Annotated in this window: 18 protein-coding genes; 8 read left to right on the top strand and 10 right to left on the bottom strand. The window is 60.0% G+C overall.

Features of this window, described 5'->3' with window-relative positions:
* Positions 1-33: 33 nt before the first annotated feature.
* The 7 genes from AAIL67_RS06995 to mnmG all read right to left on the bottom strand — a co-directional run bounded on the left by AAIL67_RS06995 (position 34) and on the right by mnmG (position 6,270).
* On the bottom strand, positions 34-576 hold the full coding sequence (locus tag AAIL67_RS06995) for a GNAT family N-acetyltransferase (protein ID WP_034351171.1): 543 nt from the start codon (positions 574-576) through the stop codon (positions 34-36).
* Positions 563-1,492, bottom strand: a complete 930-nt coding sequence (locus tag AAIL67_RS06990) for a ParB/RepB/Spo0J family partition protein (RefSeq protein ID WP_003065276.1) — start codon at positions 1,490-1,492, stop codon at positions 563-565. Before AAIL67_RS06990 ends, AAIL67_RS06995 begins: the two co-directional genes overlap by 14 nt.
* Positions 1,493-1,507: 15 nt before the next feature.
* Positions 1,508-2,056 carry an alpha/beta hydrolase gene (locus tag AAIL67_RS06985; RefSeq protein ID WP_343483656.1) on the bottom strand — a complete coding sequence of 183 codons (549 nt, stop codon included), beginning with the start codon at positions 2,054-2,056 and terminating at the stop codon, positions 1,508-1,510.
* A gap of 52 nt (positions 2,057-2,108) precedes the next feature.
* Positions 2,109-2,879: an AAA family ATPase gene (locus AAIL67_RS06980; RefSeq protein WP_003059963.1), complete on the bottom strand. Its 771-nt coding sequence runs from the start codon at positions 2,877-2,879 to the stop codon at positions 2,109-2,111.
* Positions 2,880-2,891: 12 nt separating this feature from the next.
* On the bottom strand, positions 2,892-3,503 hold the full coding sequence (locus tag AAIL67_RS06975; RefSeq protein WP_343483655.1) for a LysE family translocator: 612 nt from the start codon (positions 3,501-3,503) through the stop codon (positions 2,892-2,894).
* 143 nt (positions 3,504-3,646) lie between these two features.
* Positions 3,647-4,309, bottom strand: coding sequence for a 16S rRNA (guanine(527)-N(7))-methyltransferase RsmG (gene rsmG / locus AAIL67_RS06970; protein ID WP_343483654.1), 663 nt, complete (start codon positions 4,307-4,309; stop codon positions 3,647-3,649).
* The gene (gene mnmG / locus AAIL67_RS06965; protein ID WP_343483653.1) at positions 4,306-6,270 is read right to left on the bottom strand and encodes a tRNA uridine-5-carboxymethylaminomethyl(34) synthesis enzyme MnmG; all 1,965 of its coding nucleotides are present in this window, start codon (positions 6,268-6,270) and stop codon (positions 4,306-4,308) included. Before mnmG ends, rsmG begins: the two co-directional genes overlap by 4 nt.
* A gap of 255 nt (positions 6,271-6,525) precedes the next feature.
* Between mnmG and AAIL67_RS06960 the strand changes: the two genes are divergently transcribed.
* From AAIL67_RS06960 to AAIL67_RS06950, 3 genes are all read left to right on the top strand, one after another.
* Complete coding sequence (locus AAIL67_RS06960; RefSeq protein ID WP_063662548.1) at positions 6,526-7,101, top strand: NAD(P)H-dependent oxidoreductase; 576 nt, start codon at positions 6,526-6,528, stop codon at positions 7,099-7,101.
* 105 nt (positions 7,102-7,206) lie between these two features.
* Positions 7,207-7,815, top strand: a complete 609-nt coding sequence (gene gstA, locus AAIL67_RS06955; protein ID WP_063662546.1) for a glutathione transferase GstA — start codon at positions 7,207-7,209, stop codon at positions 7,813-7,815.
* A gap of 335 nt (positions 7,816-8,150) precedes the next feature.
* Complete coding sequence (locus tag AAIL67_RS06950) at positions 8,151-9,269, top strand: alkene reductase (protein ID WP_343483652.1); 1,119 nt, start codon at positions 8,151-8,153, stop codon at positions 9,267-9,269.
* A gap of 134 nt (positions 9,270-9,403) precedes the next feature.
* Here AAIL67_RS06950 and AAIL67_RS06945 read toward each other — a convergent pair whose 3' ends face one another.
* Positions 9,404-11,092: a methyl-accepting chemotaxis protein gene (locus tag AAIL67_RS06945; RefSeq protein ID WP_256629363.1), complete on the bottom strand. Its 1,689-nt coding sequence runs from the start codon at positions 11,090-11,092 to the stop codon at positions 9,404-9,406.
* A gap of 272 nt (positions 11,093-11,364) precedes the next feature.
* Here AAIL67_RS06945 and AAIL67_RS06940 point away from each other — a divergent pair, with 272 nt between their 5' ends.
* The 3 genes from AAIL67_RS06940 to AAIL67_RS06930 all read left to right on the top strand — a co-directional run bounded on the left by AAIL67_RS06940 (position 11,365) and on the right by AAIL67_RS06930 (position 13,509).
* Complete coding sequence (locus tag AAIL67_RS06940) at positions 11,365-11,559, top strand: heavy-metal-associated domain-containing protein (RefSeq protein ID WP_012836553.1); 195 nt, start codon at positions 11,365-11,367, stop codon at positions 11,557-11,559.
* Between the two features lie 76 nt (positions 11,560-11,635).
* Positions 11,636-12,142: a Cu(I)-responsive transcriptional regulator gene (cueR, locus tag AAIL67_RS06935; RefSeq protein ID WP_063662540.1), complete on the top strand. Its 507-nt coding sequence runs from the start codon at positions 11,636-11,638 to the stop codon at positions 12,140-12,142.
* A gap of 179 nt (positions 12,143-12,321) precedes the next feature.
* On the top strand, positions 12,322-13,509 hold the full coding sequence (locus tag AAIL67_RS06930; RefSeq protein WP_003072098.1) for an acetyl-CoA C-acyltransferase family protein: 1,188 nt from the start codon (positions 12,322-12,324) through the stop codon (positions 13,507-13,509).
* A 164-nt stretch (positions 13,510-13,673) separates the two neighbouring features.
* Here AAIL67_RS06930 and AAIL67_RS06925 read toward each other — a convergent pair whose 3' ends face one another.
* The gene (locus tag AAIL67_RS06925; RefSeq protein WP_034351145.1) at positions 13,674-14,711 is read right to left on the bottom strand and encodes a recombination-associated protein RdgC; all 1,038 of its coding nucleotides are present in this window, start codon (positions 14,709-14,711) and stop codon (positions 13,674-13,676) included.
* 262 nt (positions 14,712-14,973) lie between these two features.
* Between AAIL67_RS06925 and AAIL67_RS06920 the strand changes: the two genes are divergently transcribed.
* Both AAIL67_RS06920 and AAIL67_RS06915 read left to right on the top strand, forming a co-directional pair.
* Positions 14,974-15,528 (top strand): Spy/CpxP family protein refolding chaperone, encoded by a 555-nt coding sequence (locus AAIL67_RS06920; protein WP_343483651.1) that lies wholly within the window; start codon positions 14,974-14,976, stop codon positions 15,526-15,528.
* 217 nt (positions 15,529-15,745) lie between these two features.
* Entirely contained in the window at positions 15,746-16,309 is a 564-nt protein-coding gene (locus AAIL67_RS06915) for an acyloxyacyl hydrolase (protein ID WP_034351557.1), read from the top strand.
* A 1,468-nt stretch (positions 16,310-17,777) separates the two neighbouring features.
* Here AAIL67_RS06915 and dinG read toward each other — a convergent pair.
* Positions 17,778-19,949: an ATP-dependent DNA helicase DinG gene (dinG, locus tag AAIL67_RS06910; RefSeq protein WP_343483650.1), complete on the bottom strand. Its 2,172-nt coding sequence runs from the start codon at positions 19,947-19,949 to the stop codon at positions 17,778-17,780.
* Between the last annotated feature and the right edge of the window lie 805 nt (positions 19,950-20,754).

The following is a 20,754-nucleotide window of genomic DNA, read 5'->3' as shown; positions in this document are numbered from 1 at the left end:
AGGGCATCCAGATGGATGCCCTTTTTTGCAGCATCAGCTGCGGCGAATACGGTAGAGACAGTGCTCAGCAAGCGCGTGGCCGGATGGCAGATCAGGGTGCATGAATGTCTGCGCATCGGGCTGCATTCCCAGGCGCTGCATTACGGCCTGTGAGGGTTTGTTCGGCACCGCCGTGAACGCCACAACTTCATCCAGCTGCAGCTCATTCCACGCAAAATCCAGCGCGGCTCTTGCGCCCTCTGTCGCCAGACCTTTGCCCCAGTATGGCCGGGCCAGCCGCCAGCCCACTTCCACGCAGGGTGAAAACGGTAGCTCTGCTGCGGGAGTGTGCAAGCCAATCATTCCTGCCAAGTGCCCGGTGGCTCTATCTTGCGCAACCCAGAATCCCCAGCCACGCTCGGCAATCAGAGCCTCGGCCTTGGCGGCCAGGGCATCGCTGGCCTGTCTGTCCAGCACGTTGGGGAAGTAGCGCATGACTTGCGTGTCCGCATTGAGCGCGGCAAACTCCGGCAGATCCTGCGGCGTCCATTGCCGCAGAATCAGCCTTGGCGTGGTAAGGCACTCAGACTTCGCCACGCAGCTTTTCGATGATGCCGTTGAGCTCCTCCAGCGAGCCGAACTGGATGGCGATCTCGCCCATTTCCTGCTGCTTGCCGTGGCGACGCACGGTCTTCTTGATGCGCACCTCGACATCGGCGGTGAGCAGGTCGGACAGCTCTTCCTCGATGCGTTTCACGTCGCGCGACTTGCCATCCTTCTTGGCTTTCTGGCGCGTCAAATTGAACTCGGCACCGATTTTCTTGACCAGCGACTCGGCCTCGCGCACCGACATCTTCTTGGCCGCGATCTGGTTGCCTGCCGTGATCTGGGTGGCTCGGTCCAGCGTCAGCAGCGCCCGTGCATGGCCCATGTCGATATCGCCGGCCATCAGCATGGTCTGCACGGGCTCGGCCAGATTCAGCAGACGCAGCAGATTGGTGGCGGCGCTGCGCGAGCGGCCCACGGCCTGCGCGGTCTGCTCGTGGGTCAGGCCGAACTCCTTGACCAGGCGGGCCAGCCCCTGCGCCTCTTCGAGCGGATTCAGGTCTTCGCGCTGAATGTTCTCGATCAGCGCCATGGCCGCAGCGGCCTCGTCGGGCACTTCGCGCACCAGCACCGGTACCTCGGACAGACCCGCGATATGCGCGGCACGGAAGCGCCGCTCGCCGGCAATGATTTCGTACTTGCCGGCGTTGTCGCCCCTGGAGAGCTGGCGCACCAGAATCGGCTGCATGATGCCCTGCGCCTTGATGCTCTCGGCCAGCTCATACAAGGCACCTTCGTCCATGCGGGTGCGCGGCTGGTACTGGCCGGCCACCATCACATTGAGCGCCAGGCTGCTCGGCAGATTGGCCTGCTGCCCGCTCGCAGCGGCCTGCTCTGCTTCACTGACCTTGGGGCCCAGCAGGGCTTCCAGACCTCGTCCCAGGCCCTTGGGTTTCTTAGTCACCATTGCTGAATTCTTTCTTTAAAGGGAGAGCAGCAGCTCATGCCCGGCTTCCCACAGTCCCAGTCCGCTGGCCGTGTTGATATGGCCTGCGGCGCCCGCATTCACAAAACGGCTGCCCCAGCCCTGTGCCATGGCCTGCGCGCGCGCTACAGAGCAATTGGAGTCGTTCTCGCTGCCCACCAGTATCGACGGGAAGGGCAGCTTTTGCAGCAGCACGGGCGACCAGCCCGGCAGAACGCCGCGCAGACTCTCCTGCTCGGTGTCGCCGGGTGCCACCAGCAACGCACCACGCACCTTGCTCCTGGCAACCTGAGAATGTGCCGCCCACCAGGACACCAGCACGCAGCCCAGGCTGTGCGCCACCAGGGTGACGGGAGCCGGAGCGTCGAGCACGGTTTCCTGCAGGCGAATGCTCCAGTCGCCGCGCAGCGGATGCTGCCAGCTGTGCTGCTCCAGCCGCTGGTAGCCATACCGGTCCTGCCACAGACTCTGCCAATGGCCGGGATCGGAGTTCTGCCAGCCGGGCAGCAGCCAGACATGCTGCGGGTTCAGTGCTTCAGAGGTCATGACGGTTGACGATGGCTGGATGGGAGGCTGGGAGCTGTTTCACGTGAAACACTCACATTTTCTTGATGCGGCGCACCATCTCTTCGGCGAACTCGACAAAGGCCTTGCTGCCCTTGGCCGAGGCATCGAACACCACGCCGGGTAGGCCGTAGCTGGGGGCTTCGGCCAGGCGCACATTGCGCGGAATCACGGTATCGAACACCTTGTCGCCGAAATGCTCCTTGAGCTGGTCGCTGACCTGCTGCTGCAGCGTGGTGCGCGGATCGAACATCACGCGCAGCAGACCGATGATCTGCAGGTCGGGGTTCATATTGGCATGCACCTGCTTGATGGTGTTGACCAGATCGGTCAGGCCTTCCAGTGCAAAGTACTCGCACTGCATGGGAACGATCACGCCATGGGCCGAGCACAGACCGTTCAATGTCAGCATGGACAGCGAAGGCGGGCAGTCGATCAGCACAAAGTCGTAATCGGCGGCCACGGCCTGCAGAGCGGTCTTGAGGCGCTCGTTGCGGCGCTCCAGCGAGACCAGCTCGATCTCGGCTCCCGACAGCTCGCGGTTGGCGCCCAGCACGTCATAGCCGACTTGCTCGGACTTCTGGGCCACTTCCTTGACGCTGGCGTTTTCCAGCAGCACGTCGTAGACCGTCAACTCCAGCGCGCGCTTGTCCACGCCGGAGCCCATGGTGGCATTGCCCTGGGGGTCCAGGTCGATCAGCAACACACGCTGGCCGACCTTGGCCAGACCGGCTGCAAGATTGACCGTGGTCGTGGTCTTGCCCACTCCACCCTTTTGATTGGCAACGCAGAAAATTTTGGCCATTGAACTTCTCTTTTAGTTGGCGGCCAGCTTGAGGCCAAAACCGATCAAAAACACACCGGCTGTTTTTTCCAGCCACTTCACCACGGCCGGGTTGGCACGCAAGCGCTCTGCCAGCACCGTGGTCAGCATCACCACGATGACGCTGTAGATAAAGGTAATTGCTGCCACCGTGGCTGCCATCACGCCAAAGGTGATGACGCCCTGATGCCGGGCCGGGTCCACGAACATGGGAAAGAAGGCCATGTAGAACACGATGGCCTTGGGGTTCATCAGGGTGATCAAAGCACCCTGGCGGAAATACTGGCGCGGCTGGATCTCAATGGCCGGCGCATCGCCAGGCTTGGCCGTGAGCAGCTTGTAGCCCAGCCAGGCCAGATAGGTCGCCCCCACCCATTGCACCGCATGGAAGGCTGCCGGATAGGCTGCCAGCACCGCAGCCACGCCGGCTACAGCCAGCCACATCAGCACCTGGTCGGCAGCCATCACACCCAGACAGCAGGCGACGCCGGCTCTCCATCCGCCCTTGCCCGTGGAGGTAATCAAGGCCAGATTGCCTGGTCCAGGGATCAGCAAGAAGACGGTAACGGCGGCTGCAAAAGCGCCGTAATCAGAGATGCCAAACATTCAAACCCTGCGCGATGGAAAACAGCAAGTTTATGCGAGGGCCGTGACCGACGCATCTGCATTGCACAGATGTTGCCTGACACAGTATGTAAAAAGGCACTTTGCTCCCCTTGGAAACAAAGTGCCCGACCAAGCTTTACCGCTCAAGAAGCCAGTTTCAACCAGATCACGCAGCGCTCGGCATCCAGGCCGGGAACCTGTAATGGTTCCACGTGAAACACCTTCACATCGGCAGGCAGCGCAGCAATTTCCTCATCAGGGTGCTTGCCCTTCATGGCAAACCAGATGCCGTCCTCGGCCAGAGCCTTGCGCGACCAGGTGGTAAAGTCCACCAAGGACGCAAAGGCGCGGCAGCTGATGACCGGATACCGGGTCTTGAGGTTTTCCACCCGATCATGAATGCCGCGCAGATTGGGCAGGCGCAAGGCTGCAGCCACCTGCTGGATGAAAGCAGCCTTCTTGCCCACGGTATCCACGCAGTTCACATCGATCTGCGGGCAGCAGATGGCAAACACCACACCGGGCAGACCACCGCCTGAGCCCACGTCCAGCAGAGGCAGGCGCTTGCCCTCTTCCACCGGCAGGCGGCTCACATGCCGCAGCAAGGCGGGCACGGCGGCCAGGCTGTCGAGCAGATGATGCGTCAGCATCTCCTGGGGATCACGCACCGACGTCAGGTTGTAGACCTTGTTCCATTTCTGCAGCAGATCCATGAAGGACATCAGCAGATCGATCTGCGCCGGAGCCAGTTCCAGCTTCAGTGCCTGAACACCCTGCTCCAGTTGGGTACGCAAAACCTGGCTCATGCGGAAGCCTCTTCGTTCTGATTGGCAAAGCCCTTGAAGCCGCCTTTTTTCAGATGCACCATGAGCAGCGAGATGGCGGCAGGCGTCACTCCCGAAATACGCGAGGCCTGACCCAGGGTTTCGGGCCTGTGCTTTTGCAGCTTCTGGCGCACCTCGAAGGACAGCGCCGCCACCTGCATGTAGTCGAAGTCCAGCGGCAGACGCAGGCGCTCGAAATGTGCAGCGCGTTCGACTTCATCCTTCTGGCGGTCGATATAGCCAGAGTACTTGGCGGCAATCTCCACCTGCTCGATCACTGGAGCGCTGAGCTCGCCCAGAGCCTCGGGCTGCACATCGGCAGATGCATACCGGCCCTGGCTCATGCCCATGAGCTTGTCGTAGTCCACACCGGGACGACGCAGCAGGTCGAACAGGTTGTATTCGCGCTCCATGGCCTTGCCCAGCACGCGCTCTGACTCTTCCGCTGCCACAACGCGCGGGTTCACCCAGGTGGACTTGAGGCGCTCTGTTTCACGTGAAACAGCATCGCGCTTGCGGCTGAAGGAATCCCAGCGCGCATCGTCGACCAGACCCATCTGGCGGCCCGCTTCGGTCAGGCGCATATCGGCATTGTCTTCACGCAGCTGCAGGCGGAACTCGGCGCGGCTGGTGAACATGCGATAGGGCTCGGTCACGCCCTTGGTGATCAGATCGTCGACCAGCACGCCCAGATAAGCCTCGTCACGGCGCGGCATCCAGGGGCCTTCGCCACGGCACTGCAGTGCTGCGTTCAGGCCGGCGAACAGACCCTGGGCGGCCGCCTCCTCGTAGCCGGTCGTGCCATTGATCTGGCCCGCAAAGAACAGACCCTGGATCTGCTTGGTCTCGAAACTGCTCTTGAGCGAGCGGGGATCGAAATAGTCGTACTCGATGGCATAGCCGGGACGCAGGATATGGGCGTTCTCCAGACCCTTCATGCTGCGCACCAGTTCGTACTGAATGTCGAACGGCAGGCTGGTGGAGATCCCGTTGGGGTAGAACTCGTGCGTGGTCAGGCCTTCGGGCTCCAGAAAGATCTGATGGCTTTCCTTGTCCGCAAAACGGTTGATCTTGTCTTCCACACTGGGGCAGTAACGCGGACCCACACCCTCGATCTTGCCGGTGAACATGGGGCTGCGGTCAAAGCCGCTGCGGATGATCTCGTGCGTGCGCGCATTGGTGTGCGTGATCCAGCAAGGCATCTGCCGGGGATGCATGGCACGGTTGCCCATGAAGCTGAATACAGGCACTTCACCCTCGTTCACGCCGCCAGGCATGCCGTCACCGGGCTGTTCCTCGCACTGGCTGAAATCGATGCTGCGGCCGTCGATGCGGGGGGGCGTGCCGGTCTTCAGGCGCCCCTGTGGCAGCTTGAGTTCCTTCAGGCGTGCCGACAGGCTCACGGCCGGAGGATCGCCGGCACGGCCTGCGGCATAGTTGTTCAGGCCCACGTGAATCTTGCCATCGAGGAAGGTGCCCGCCGTCAGCACCACGGTGCGGCTGCGGAACTTGAGACCCACCTGGGTGACGGCACCGACCACGCGGTCGCCCTCCACCATCAGATCATCCACGGCCTGCTGGAAGAGCCAGAGATTGGGCTGGTTTTCCAGCATCTCGCGAATCGCGGCCTTGTACAGAATGCGGTCGGCCTGGGCGCGCGTGGCGCGTACGGCCGGGCCCTTGGAGCTGTTCAGGATGCGGAACTGGATACCGCCCTTGTCGGTCGCCAGGGCCATGGCACCGCCCAGGGCATCGACCTCCTTGACCAGATGGCCCTTGCCGATGCCGCCGATGCTGGGGTTGCAGCTCATCTGCCCCAGGGTTTCGATATTGTGGGTCAGCAGCAATGTCTTGCTGCCCATGCGTGCAGCGGCCAACGCAGCCTCGGTGCCGGCGTGGCCGCCACCGACCACGATCACGTCAAATTCCTGTGGGTACAACATATTTCTGCTCCGGGCCAAGCCCGGCCCTTGCCCCTGCACGAAGCAACCATGCCTCGGCTCTCATGGCAGGCGGACATGTTTTCGCGCCATGTCCAGCCCTGCGGGGAACCTGCAATTTTCCCACCATTGGCGCAACAATGCCTTGGCAGGGGGGTTTCACGTGAAACATGGCGGCCCGAACCTCGGCCTAGATGTTTGCCCTGATAGCACCGTCTATGCATGAAAAATGCAATCGCTCTGTGCTGCAATCACTGCATGCAAATTCTCATTTTTGCGGGCAGTACCCGCCAGGACTCGTACAACCGCAAGCTGGCCAAGGTGGCAGCCTCCATCGCGGAACAACAGGGCGCACAGCCCAGCTTGCTGGAATTGTCGGACTACGACATCCCGCTCTACAACGCCGACCTCGAAGCCCAGGGAACGCCTGCCGACGTCATCCGCCTCAAGCAGGCCATGCACAGCCATGCAGCCTGGATTGTCTGCAGCCCCGAGTACAACGGCAGCTACCCTGCCCTGCTCAAGAACGCGATTGACTGGGCCTCCAGCCCGGTCAAGGGCGATGCACAGTGGTCTGATGGCGTCCTGCCCTTTCGCAACAAGGTCGTCGGCATGGCCAGTGCCTCGCCTGGCGGTCTTGGCGGCTTGAGAGCCCAGTCTCACCTCGCTGCGCTGCTATTGAATCTGGAATGCTGGGTTGCACCGCGCAGCCATGCCGTGAGCCATGCGGCAGAGGCTTTCGATGCCCAGGGTCATCTGCTGCGTACACAGAACCAGCAAGGCATGGAGGCTCTCTTGCAGCAGGTGCTGTGGGCTGCAGGGCGCCTGGGCTGAGCAATCTCCTCTCCGATCCGGACTTCTGCCGGCTGCGCATGCATATGAAGTGCAACCGGTTTAGCATGGGCGCTTGTCTTTTCATTGCATAGAGAGCCACTCACCATGAAGCTTTACTACAGCCCCGGCGCTTGCTCCATGTCTCCGCACATCGTGCTGCATGAAGCAGGCCTGCCGCATGAAACTGTGATGGTCAGCACCAAGAGCCACAAGCTCCAGGACGGAACGGATTACTACGGCATCAATCCGCTGGGCTATGTGCCCTTTCTGGTGCTGGACAACGGCGACACCTTGCACGAAGGTCCGGCCATTGTTCAGTACCTCGCCGATCTGGCCCCCGAAAAGAACCTCGCGCCGGCCAACGGCACTGTGGCCCGCTACCACCTGCAGGAATGGCTGAACTTCATCAGCACCGAGGTGCACAAGGGCTTCAGCCCCTTGTTCAGCCCCACAACGCCCGAAGACTTCAAACCTGTGTTGCGCGGCAATCTGCTCAAGCGCCTGAGCTGGGTCAACGAGCAGCTCGCCAACAAGTCCTATCTGATGGGTGATCAGTTCACCGTGGCCGATGCCTACTTTTTCACGGTCACAGGCTGGGCCCAATTTGTGGGCCTGGACATCTCTGAACTCCAGCACCTTCAGGCTTATCGCGAGCGCATTCTGGCGCGTCCCGCAGTACAGGCTGCCATGAAGGCAGAGGGCTTGCTCAAGTAAGTTTTTCGACACCCATGCACACTGAGAACGTATTTACGATCTCTACGCAGCCGCGTTGGAGCGCAATCGGGATGAGTTCGAAGCGATGGCTCGCCGCTTGCACCGGGGTGCAAGCAAGAGACAGCGCATAGAAATCGCCCGATTTCGCTCCAACCCTTCGGGACAGTGTCTTTGCGGGCGGTCTGCGGCGTTGCGAATCCTCGCAATAGCACGGGCTATTGCTGCGGTATCGCGCCTGGCATCCCATCCCGCAAAGCCACTGTCGCGGCACGAGGAGATCGTAAACACGTTCTAAGAGCTCGGTACCCACCGAGCTTTTTTCATTGGAGTTCTGCATGACCTCATTGTTCGAACCGATTGAAGCAGGCAGCCTGCGTCTGCCCAACCGCATTGCCATGGCACCGCTGACGCGCAACCGCGCCCCCGACGCGATACCCACGCCGCTGATGCGAACCTACTACGTCCAGCGCGCCTCCGCCGGTCTGCTGATCAGCGAAGGCACGGCCATCAGCCACCAGGGACAAGGCTATGCCGATGTACCCGGTCTTTATGACGAAGAACAACTGCGGGCCTGGAAAAAAGTCACCGATGCCGTGCATGCCAAGGGGGGCCGCATCGTCACCCAGCTCTGGCATGTGGGTCGCATCTCCCACAACGTGCTGCAGCCAGACAGCCAGTCCCCGGTCGCTCCCTCCGCGCTGACGGCCCGCTCCAAGACCTATGTGATCGACAAGCAGACGGGGCAAGGCCAGTTTGTCGCCACCTCGGCACCGCGCGCACTCCGGCAGCAGGAGCTGCCGGGCATTGTTCACAGCTTCGCCACCGCCGCGCGCGAAGCCGTACAGTCGGCGGGCTTCGATGGCGTGGAGCTGCATGCAGCCAACGGCTATCTGCTCGATCAATTCCTCAAGAACGGCACCAACCAGCGCAGCGACGACTACGGCGGCAGCATCGAAAACCGGGCCCGCCTGGTGCTGGAATGCGTGCGCGCTGTGGCCGATGCCGTTGGTGCCGGCAAGGTCGGCATCCGCATCTCGCCGGTCACGCCCGCCAACGACATCGTGGACGAAAACCCGCAGGCACTGTTCGAATATCTGGTGCGCCAGCTCGCCCCGCTGAGCCTGTCCTATATCCACGTAATCGAAGGCGCAACCGGCGGCCCGCGCGAGCTGGCGGATCGTCCCTTCGACTATCAGGCACTCAAGCAGTCCTATCGCTCTGCCGGCGGCCAGGGAGCCTGGATGGTCAACAACGGCTATGACCGCGAGCTGGCCATGCGCGCCGTGGAAAGCGGCTATGCCGATGTCGTGGCCTTCGGCAAGGCCTATATCTCCAACCCCGATCTGGTGCACCGTCTGCGCGACGACCTGCCGCTCAATGCCTGGAACAGCGAACGTTTCTACGGGGGCGGTGCCGATGGTTATACCGACTACCCCTCGGTTGCCAGCCAGTAACTTCAATCCATCAAGCCTCCAGCCCTTTCTCTGATTTGGCTGGAGCCTGTCGAATAAAAAGCGAAAGCCCGGTGCATCACTGCAACCGGGCTTTTTTCATGGAACGAGCCGCTCAGGAATGAGCCGCTCGGGGCTCAGGCATGTTCCAGCAATTGCGCCTTCTGACCAGGCAAAGCAGTCTGAGCGGATGCAGGCACCGCCGGTGCCATGCCGGGATGGGCTGCGCCTCTGGGGCTGCGCATGACTGCATGCAGCGCGCCGCCGGCCAGCTTGAACTGGCTGACCAGCTGTGCCAGTCGCGCCGCCTGCTCGCGCAGCGATTCTGCGGCGGCGGCAGACTCTTCCACCAGGGCCGCATTCTGCTGGGTCATGCGGTCGATATCGCCCACAGCCTGATTGACCTGGCTGATGCCCAGCGACTGCTCGCTGGACGCCGCCGTAATCTCGCCGATGATGTCGCCCACACGCTGTGCGCTGTCCACGGTCTCCTGCATGGCCTTGCCTGCGCTCTCCACCTGGCGCGCGCCCACGTCCACGGTCTGCACGCTGGTGTTGATCAAGGACTTGATCTCGTTGGCGGCCTGGGCCGAACGCTGGGCAAGGCTGCGCACCTCGGCCGCCACCACGGCAAAACCACGGCCCTGCTCACCGGCACGGGCCGCTTCCACAGCGGCATTCAGCGCCAGGATATTGGTCTGGAAAGCAATGGAATCAATCAGGCCGATGATGTCGCCGATCTTGCGGCTGGAGGCCGAAATCTCCTGCATGCTGTTGACGGCCTGGCCGACGATCTCGCCGCCCTGCACGGCCGTCGAAGAGGCCGAGGCTGCCAGCTGGTTGGCCAGCTGCGAAGACGATGCGGTCTGCTGCACCGTGGCCGTCAGCTGAGCCAGCGACGCGACGGTTTCCTGCAGATTGCTGGCAGTCTGTTCGGTGCGGGCCGACAGATCCTGATTGCCCGTGGCAATTTCCTGGCTGGCCGTGGCGATATTGCCGCTGGCATCGCGCACCTGGGCCACCGTGGTGCTCAGCGATTGCTGCATCTGGTCCAGCGCACGCTGCAGATCCGTCAGCTCATCCTTGCCGCTGACCTCGGCCCTGTGCGACAGATCGCCGCCGGCAATCGTCAGTGCCATCTGGCGGGCCACTTCAAGCGGACGGCAGATGGACAGCATGTTCAGCAAAGTCAGCGGAATCACCACCACCAGCGCCAGGATCACGGCCGCGACAAACATCCAGCGTGTCTGGTCGGCCACGTCGCGCTCGGCTGCGGCCAGTGCATTGGCCTGCTCACGCAGCAAGTTGTCCAGCTGCGCCAGCAGCTTGTCGGCCTCCATGACTTCGGCCAGAGCCTTGCCGCTCATGCGGTTGGCCGTGGTGGCCGAGTCATAGCCACCGGCTTCAAGCTGGCGCGCAACAGGTTCGAAGAGCTTTCGATAAGCGTCGATGTGCCCAATGATGCTCTTGGTCAGCTGTGCGTCCTGCGCGTTCTGGTCGGTCACAAACTTGCCCAATGTCACCTTGGATTTGTCGATGAACATGACCCATTGCTGATAGGCCTTGCGCACCTCTTCGGGCTTTTCGTACTGGATGACCATGTCCTTCTCGCTGGAACGGATGCCACCCAGCTCGGTGCGCAACTGCGCCATATGGCCCGATTTGACAAAGGCGTTGCTCAGAAACTCCTGGCTCATGTCCTGGATGCGGAACATGCCCAACATCCCGGCGCCCCCCAGCAGACTCAGCAACACCATCACCACACCAATGGCGCCCAGCATGCGCGTGCGGATGGTGAAGCCCCGCATCATTTCCAACAGACTCATGAATCCCTCTCCACTTTGAACGACTGGCATTGTCGGGCCAGAACTTGCAAATTGTTTCAGATTGTCACCAACACCAAGAAAAACCCGTGACTGCGATGCCCAAGCCATGGCGATCAGCAATATGACAAGTTCTTATCGGCAGTCTTTGCGGCTTATCAACCCTGCCGGCTTCATGTCTTGTCAAAGGCTTGACCTTGCCATGATGTTAGGGTTGACCATTCAAGACATGGAGTCCGCCAGTCCGGTCGACTCACTTTCTGAAGGAGCCATCCATGCAACAAGTTTTTGAAGTTCAAGGCATGACCTGCGGCCACTGCGAACGCGCCGTCACCAATGCCATCCAGGGCGTCGATGCCCAGGCGCAGATCAAGATCGACCGCGCTGCCAACCGGGTGGAAGTCGAAACCGGCGCCAGCCGCGAGGCCGTGGCAGCCGCCATTGCCGAAGAGGGCTACAAGGTAGCCTGAGCGCAGCCTCTGCCACCGCGCCAGCACCTCACGCGAGCCATCAGAAGGCCGCTGGCGCGTTTTTTCAGGATCGTCCATGCCCAACCACCCATCGACACAAAAAAACGCTCAGAACTGGCCTGTCGTCATCGGCGAGGCTGCACGCCGCGCCGGGGTTTCTGCGCGCATGGTGCGTCACTACGAGTCACTGGGCCTGCTGCCACCCGTGCACCGTACAGACAGCGGCTATCGCCAGTACACCGAAGCCGATGTGCATGCGCTGCGCTTCATCCGCCGCGGGCGCGATCTCGGCTTTTCCATGGACGAGATCGCCACCCTGCTCGGCCTGTGGCAGGACCAGGGCCGCGCCAGCAGTCAGGTCAAGGCCATCGCGCAAAAGCACATCGCCACGCTGACCGAGCGCATCGCCGCCATGCAGTCCATGCAGCGCACGCTGCAGACTCTGGTGCATTGCTGCCATGGCGATGACAGGCCGGACTGCCCCATCCTCGACGACCTGGCCAGCGCGGACACCGACCTGACGCCGGCCCATCACGAACCCAGGGCTCCAACTCCGAGAAGCCGGCGCAGGGCTGCGGCCTGAGGCTGCTCATGGGTTTCACGTGAAACCATCGCCGCCCACGCAGGGCCGCGTCAACAATGAGACATGTTGCACTGCAGCAAATACTGCAGAATACTCTGTGCGATGAATGCGGTTGCTCTCATTCATCTTTTCAAATCACTCAAGCACAAGCATTGCCGACGCGATGCAGGAGACAAACCATGAGCACCAGAGACATCTTCGTTGTCAGCGCCGCGCGCACGGCCATCGGCACTTTTGGCGGCAGCCTCAAGGACGTTCCCAACGCCCAGCTGGCCACCACCGTGGTCAAGGCCGCCATTGCGCGTGCCGGCATCGCTGCCGACACCGTGGGTCATGTGGTGATGGGCAACGTCATCCCCACCGACACGCGCGACGCCTACCTGTCCCGCGTGGCGGCGGTGGACGCCGGCTGCCCCATCGAAACCCCTGCCTTCAACGTCAACCGCCTGTGCGGCTCTGGCCTGCAGGCCATCGTCTCGGCAGCTCAATCGATTGCGCTGGGCGACTGCGAAGTGGCCATTGGCGCCGGCTCCGAATCCATGAGCCGCGGCCCCTACTTCGACATGTCCGCGCGCTGGGGCGCACGCATGGGCGATGCCAAGAGCATCGACTACATGCTGGGCATCCTGCACGATCCCTGGCAAAAAATGCATATGGGCATCACCGCTGAAAACGTGGCCGAGCGCTACAAGATCAGCCGCGTGATGCAGGACGAGCTGGCCGTCATCAGCCAGCAGCGCGCCGCTGCCGCCATCGAGGCCGGCCGCTTCAAGGAGCAGATCGTTCCCGTGGAAATTGCCAGCCGCAAGGGCGTGGTGCTGTTCGACACCGACGAGCATGTACGCGCCGCCACCACGCTGGACACCCTGGCCGGCATGAAGCCCGCGTTCAAAAAGGAAGGCGGCACGGTCACCGCCGGCAACGCCTCCGGCATCAACGATGGCGCGGCTGCCGTGCTGATGATGAGCGAGCAGGCGCTGAAGTCTTCCGGCGCCAAGCCCATTGCCCGCCTGGTCGGCTACGCCCACGCCGGCGTCGAGCCCGCATACATGGGCATCGGCCCGGTCCCCGCCACGCAGAAGGTGCTGGCGCGCACCGGTCTGAAGATCGAACAAATGGACGTGATCGAAGCCAACGAAGCCTTCGCCGCCCAGGCCTGCGCCGTGATTCAGGAGCTCGCTCTGGACCCTGCCAAGGTCAACCCCAACGGCTCCGGCATCTCCCTGGGCCACCCCGTGGGTGCCACCGGCGCCATCATCACCACCAAGGCGCTCTACGAGCTGCAGCGCACTGGCGGCCGCTACGCGCTGGTGACCATGTGCATCGGCGGCGGTCAGGGTATTGCCGCGATTTTCGAGCGCGTCTGATCCCCGCGTTTCCGGGAACCTGAAATGCCCATGAAAAAGGCCTGCCAGAGTGATCTGGCAAGCCTTTTTTGATAGCTTCTTGCGCTTGCTAGCGATTGATTTCAGCATCAATGAATACTGAAATCCTTGATTGAAAAGCGCAAGCAGCTACATCATCCATAGCGTCAAAACGGTGCCTCTTCCGGGGCCGTATCGGCGGGCGCCGTGGCCGGCCCGGTGACCGTCCCCTGACTCCGCCCCTGTGCCAGACGCACGGGCAGAGTTTCTGCGGCAGGAGCCGACGACAGCGATGCAGGCAGGCCGTCGCCCAGACCCGTACGCCCTTCCCCGCCCAGTGCTTCGATCAGATCGGGAATCAGGCGCGAGAGCTCGCCCGTGGCAATCGCCACATCGGTATCGAAACCGCCATCGTCCTGGCTGTTGCCGTCCATCACTGCATCGAGCAACGCGATCTTCTTGATCTGCAGACCTTCGCTGAGCACAAAGCTCACGCGGTCGTCCCAGGTCATGGCCAGCTTGGTCGGCAGCTTGCCATGCTCGATGTGCTGGCGCACCTCGTCGATATCGAGCGGGTGGCGCGCATAGCGCACCACGGCCTTGGACTCATCGGCGGCCTTGAGCTCGCACTCGCGGTCTATGGAAAAACCTGCAGGCGGCTCCTGCGTTATCAGCCAGTGCGCCATGGCGGCCTGCGGACTGGTCTGCGTATCCAGCAGCGCCACCGCAAAGCCCGGCAGGCCTTCGACCAACAGCGTCACGATCTCGTCGGCACGGCCTTGTGCACTGGTATCGAGCACCAGCGTGCGCGCCTGCGCATCGATCCAGACCCACATGGCTCCCTGCTTGGTGAAGGCCATGGGCAGCAGGTCCAGCTTGGCCTCGTCCTTGAGCTCTTTCTTCTCCTTCTTGCCGGGCTTGCGGCCCTCGGTCTTTTCGATGTGCTCGGCCTTCTCGTTGACCTTGCGGTTGAGCACGCTGGCCGGCAGCATCTTGGACTCGCTCATGAAGCGCATCACCCACTGTCCGGCCACGCTTTCCGCCAGCGGGCCATGGGCCTCGCCGCGCGGCGGCACCCAGCCCACGGAACGCTCCTGGGTCGCACCGCACTCCTCAAACACCGTCTTTTGCAGCGCATCTTCGAGCTGCTGCAGATCGCCCTGCCAGCTCTCGGCAATGCGATAAACAATCATGTTCTTGAACATCAAAAACCTTTGCTAAACCTTCAATCGTCGCCAGCTCCTGCAGCTGGATCTCGCGGAAAAAAATCGGCCGCCAATGCAGCCCATGCATGCATTGTTGCGCAGTCGCAGCCACTCAAACTTATCAAATCTTTACAGAGCGGCTGCAAAACCTCACGTCTCAGAAACATGGGGGGTCCACACTTCAGTCATCCGCTACCGAATGCCCATTCAGGAGCAAGACCAGGCGGCCACTTCTTCCACTTCAACCGAAAAGGAAACAGACATGACCCGCTTTCGCCAGACATTGACCAGCGCCGCTGTGGCAACCGCCCTGCTCGCCTCGCTGAGCCTGCCCAGCTTTGCCCAGACCACCGCTGCCACCGAGCAGCCTGCCGCAGCCCAGAAAGCGCCAGAGCCGCACAAGCATCAGCGTGGTGACAAGCGCGGCGACCGCATGGAGCATATGAAGCAGCGCATGGAAAAACTCAAGGCCGATCTGAAGCTGACGCCTGCGCAGCAAACTGCCTGGACCACCTACACCCAGGCCATGAAGCCCGGTGAACGCCCTGCCCCCGGCGACCGCGAAGCCTTTGCCAAGCTGACCACGCCCGAGCGCATCGACAAGATGCGTGAAATGCGCGGCAAGCGCATGGCGGAAATGGACCGCCGTGCCGAAGCCACCAAGGCCTTCTACGCCCAGCTCAATGCCGAGCAGAAAAAGACCTTCGATGCGGCCACCCTGCACATGCACCATCAGCGCGGTGAGCACCATCACGGCCACCATGGCGGCAAACCCGGCCAGGAGCGTCCCGCAGCTCCAGCCCCTGCGGCAAAGTAAGCCGAGTTCAATCGCCTTCTCCATAAAAGCCCCCGGTCGTCATGACCGGGGGCTTTTTTCATTTCGATGTCAATTGGCTGACTACCAACGCAAGCGCTTGCCGACAGAACATTTATTCACAAGCTTCTAAATTCATATCCACAGAGGGAGCGAAATCCAGGCATGACCCAAGCATTGATGTCGCGACCAGATTCAAAACATTTAGATGGCAATTGACATGAAAAAACTGCAATTGGCAACGAATCTCGTAATCCCGATGCTGATCAGCCTGGGCAGCCCCATGCTTCATGCACAGCCTGTTCAAGCATCGACGACCGGCCTCTATCTGCAATACGGCTCGGCGGAGCACAGCACCGACAGCTGGACAGGCGGCGTCATCCTCCCCTGGAACTGGAGCTACGCCCTTGGCTCGGGCCGGATGACGGGTTACTGGGATCTCTCTGTCAGCCGCTGGTCGGCCGACTATCAGGGCGGCAATCGTTCAACCTGGGTTCTGGGAGCACAACCCACATTGCGCTGGCGCCCCTCTCAAGGCCAGTCTCCCTGGTTCCTGCAAGCCGGCCTGGGCGTGAGCTATGCCATCAACCACCGCTTCATCACCGATCACAAGGAATTTTCGACCCGCTACAACTTTGCCAGCCATATAGGCATCGGCTACCTGTTTGGCGAGCAACTGAAAAACGAGATCAGCCTGCGCTTCGAGCACCAGTCCAATGCAGGCATCAAGCGCCCCAATCCGGGAGAGAACTTTCTTCAGCTGCGATACGCACGCCACTTCTGAATTCCCGGGGCAGCGCTATCCGGGTTGACCTGGCCGCCCAACGGGTGGCTTTTTTCATGCTTTGCAGCAGTTGCACGGCCTGTGAATAAACATGGTGATAAAAGCCAATGAAATTTTCTGTTTTCCACAGCCAGGCTGGATTCTGGAAAGTTGTTCCCAAATCAATGACATCGGCAGCCCATGTAAGGGCACAGACTTTGGAAAAGTATAAGTTATTGATTTTAAATGAACTTAATTACTTATCAACAATTAAGTGGACTACTTACTATTACTACTAAGTAAAAAGATAAGACTAGAAATAACAACTTTGGCCGAAGTGTACACAGCAATCGGAGATGGTCTGAATAAAAAAAGAGGCTGATCAGATCGGCTTCAAGAAGTTCTTGCTACATCACACCCTTGAAATCCGATGTGCTCAAGCATGTCTTCATCAGTTGTTCACTATAAAAATAATAGCTAACAGCGTATATATATCAACGAATAAATAGCATTTATTGCCAATCAAAAGAAAAATGGATTTCTGTGGATAAGCAGATATCAACTTTCATGTTTTCCACAAAAATATGGAAGAAGGCCAAGTTGTTCATGGATCGAGGACAGCAGCAACCGTCATTTGTCTCCATGTTTGTCATTACTCAAGATGCTTGATTTGCCTTGAGTTTTTAAAGTTATCAACAGCAGATGCCAAGTATTACTACTACGACTATATTTTTATAAAACTTCTAAAGAACAACTGAAGACAAAGTCGCAGGCAAGAGCCGAGGCCATGCAAAACTGCAGCTGATCAGGCGCTCCAATCCCTTTGATTCAGAGGGAAGTTCAGAAAAAAAGGGCTTTGGGAAAATTGACGCGCCAGATCTCGAAAAATTGGCGTAAGATGCGCCTCCTCAATGACAGGAGGTGGGGATAAATTCCCATTGAAGAGTCTTTGAAGCGAGTGTTATCCACAGAATGTTATGAACAGCTGGGGGAAACTGGTCAGAAGTGCGTGCAATCGATATCAGCCATGATTGCGCTCTACTCATTCAAAAAAATTCAATGATCTATAGATCGTTGTTTTAAAAGAACTTTTCGCTTGTCGGTGGAGCAAGACCCGGACCAGATATGGCAAGCACTGGGAAAGTGCGGCACCCGCCAACACCGACAGGTCTGAAATCCGGAGTTGCTCAACAACCATGGGGTCTGCAGCGCACCTGCCCGGCTGCGCCACTTCGGGCAAGACCTTGCGGGTTGCCAGTCCTGCAAGACTGGATGCTGTCTCGCATTGCCCGGCAACTGTTAGAAAAATTACAACTGCGCGGAGTGCGCCGGGACTGAATGAACGTGCGCAGGAAGGGCGCTGCAGCAGTGCAGAAAAGAGCCATGCTGCGAAGGCCTGGAGCGCTGAAAACCTGCCTCAGGAATGGCGCAAAAGAGCAGCGAAACGGCCTTGGATCAGCAGTGTGAAAGGCGCGCTTCGCTCAGGACTTCAAGGCATTGAAACCGGGCGCCGTTGCAGCGTGAAGGGCGGCAGGCCCTTGATGAGCAATTGGCCGTAGCTGGTGCCCGTCAGGCGGCGGTCATAGCAGTACACATGGGCCTGGTCTTCCTCGGTCCGGATGGCGCGGCCTACCCACTGGGCCAGGCGAATGGCCGTGGCCGGCACCACCAGCTCGTTGAAGGGGTTGCGGCCGCTGCTGCGCAGCCATTCGGCTCTTGCCTCGCCAACAGGGTCATCGGGCGGAGCAAAGGGCAGCTTGGTGATGAACAGGGACTCGCAGAGCGCTCCGGGCAGGTCCAGTCCTTCGCCAAAGGACTGCATGCCGAAGATGATGGAGGGCTCGCCCATCGCCACGGCCTCACGATGGCGTGCCAGCAGAGTCTGGCGGGGCAGGGCGGTCTGCACCAGCACCTGGTTGCGCATGCTGGTGGAAAGCGCATCCACGGCCTGGCGCATCTGGTCGCGGGATGTGAACAGGACCAGTGCGCCGGCCTCTATGCGGCTCAGATCGTTCAGCAGGGCCTCGACCATCTCCTCGGTAAAGCGGGCGGCTTCGCGCGGGTCTGAGGCCGTTTCACGGGCCACCAGCGTGCCCTGGCGCGCATAGTCGAATGGGCTGGGCACTTCCAGCGTGGTGACGGAATCGTCATTGGCCAGCCCCGCTTCGCGCAGAAAGAAGTCGAAGTGGCCGCAGCTGGTCAGCGTGGCGGATGTCAGCACAGCACCGCGTACCTGCGACCACAGGTGCTGGCGCAGGGTGGAGCCGGGCTGTATGGGGCTGGCATGGGCCTTGACCACGATGAACTCGCCGTCCATCTCCAGCGTGAACCACTTGGCATGGGGCACCATCTTGCCGTCGCCATCGCTCTCGTTGTTCTGCAGCAGCAATTGCGTGGTGTTGAAAATGGCTTCCAGCCTGGGCGCCAGGGCACCTACCTGCGCATAGACGGTGGACAGGCGCTGTGCTTCCTCGGGTTGTTCCTTGATTTCGGCACGCAGAGCCTTGGAGACGGCACGCAGCGCATCCAGAAAGCCGTCGGCATGGTGCGCAATCTGTCCCAGAGGCTCCAGAAGGGCCTCTGGCAGCATTCCGCGGGGTGCCCGTACCCTGGCTGGCCCATAGCTGTCTTTCTGCGATTTGAGAGTCTCTCCGTAGTGCTCCATGACCAGTCGCGCCAGCTCCTGCATCTGCTGGCGCAGCTGACCCGCATGCTTGGGTACGTCGGCCAGTTCCTCGACTTCGGCGACCTGGTTCACGCGCAGCGCACGGCTGGCCAGCTTGTCGATCCAGCCCAGGCGGCTCAGATCCATCTCGCCGGCAAACTGGTCCAGAGCCGTGGAGGGCAGGTGGTGGGCTTCATCGAGCACCAGCAGACAGTTGTCCAGCTCGGGCAGCAGCTTAGAGCCCAGCGATGAAAGCAGCAAATCATGATTGGCGACAATGACTTGCGCCGCCACCAGGTCTTTGCGGCGCTCGTAATAGACGCAGCTGCCGAAGGCCGGGCAGTGCTTTCCGGTGCATGAAGAGGACTCGGCTGCCACGGGGCTCCAGGCCTCGGCCTCCGGCGGGGTCTCCAGCGAATCGCGGTCGCCGTTCCAGGCCTCCGTGGCCAGCGCATCGGCCATGGATTTGTAGAACTGCATGCGGGCCTGCAGTTCATGCTGAGGACGGCTGAACTTGGTCTGGCCCTGCTCATCGCCAAACAGATCGTCCATCTCGTCCTGTGCTTCCCCCGTGCTCGCCAGACGTTCCAGCTTGAGTTTGCAGACAAAGCGGCCACGCCCCTTGGCCAGTGCGAATTTGAATGGCTGGTCCAGCTTTTGCGCCAGGGCCGGCAAATCCTTGTTCACCAGCTGTTCCTGCAGCGCCACCGTGGCTGTGGAGATCAGCACGCGCGTGCCGCGTGACAGCGCCATGCGAATGGCCGGAATGCTGTAGGCCAGCGATTTTCCGACCCCGGTTCCGGCTTGCACGACAGCGATGGCACGACGCGGTTCCGGTTCGCCTTCATCGACTTTTCCGAGCTGGGCCTGGCTCAGCGTTTGCGCGATCTGGGCCGCCATTTTTCGCTGTCCATCACGACTGCGAAACCCCGGCATGGCCCCGACCACGGCATCAAAGGAATTCAGGGCCTCTTCAGCCCACTTTTTTTCATGCATTTCAGCGTTTTTTGAGACGCAAAGACGCTGTGCTTTGGCGTTTTATAAGTATTCGTACAGAGATATGTATCAAATAAGATTGAATTTCTTATGTGATACGGCATACAAAACAGGGGAGTTTGTATGTTCTGCGCTTGTATCCAGTGGGCGGTTTCAATGAAACTTTTCCACCACTTGTATGTGACTTGTTCATTGTAGTTGTGGATTCCGTCCATGGTAGTTACCAAGAAACTTATCCACAGAGAGATCCGATAATTGGCCTGTACATATCCTGGAGACAACCATGTATTCATGTCTGTGGATATGGTTGTTAAATTTTTATGAATAAAAAGCTTTTTCTAGATTTCGATACTGCTGAGATTTTTCGGGATCTGCATAGTTTTCAAGCGCTGTGAGTAAGTTTGTCCATGGCTTGTATCGCTCTTGCAGGGTATAGAGTTCTCGGTTTATCCACAGGTTAGACGGATCTGCTCCTGAAGGCATGCAGGCTCTGAATTTTCCACTGATGACGGTCATGCCGCTGGTTTGTATGCCAGAGCGGTCATTTCTGTTGAAATCCGGGATGCGGAGTAGGGAGGGGCGCAATCTATCCACTGCGTGGATAACTTCAAAGCTCTACTTTTGATAGTAGATATCCATTGCTTATCAAGGGATTGATCGTGTTTTCTGAGGAACTCAGAGATAAAGCGTGGCCTTGGCTTCGGCGACGATTTTTGGCTACTTTTAATACTCATGTATGAAAAAATACATGAAAATTGCCTGTTTTTTAAGCAATGGACAGATGCTGTCAATGAATTGCCTGGAA

Origin of the sequence: Comamonas sp. A7-5, from assembly GCF_039581385.1 — a bacterium.
In the GTDB taxonomy this organism is placed as follows: Bacteria; Pseudomonadota; Gammaproteobacteria; order Burkholderiales; family Burkholderiaceae_C; genus Comamonas; species Comamonas thiooxydans.
Note: the sequence above shows the minus strand (reverse complement) of the source record. Positions and strands in the feature narration are given on the sequence as shown.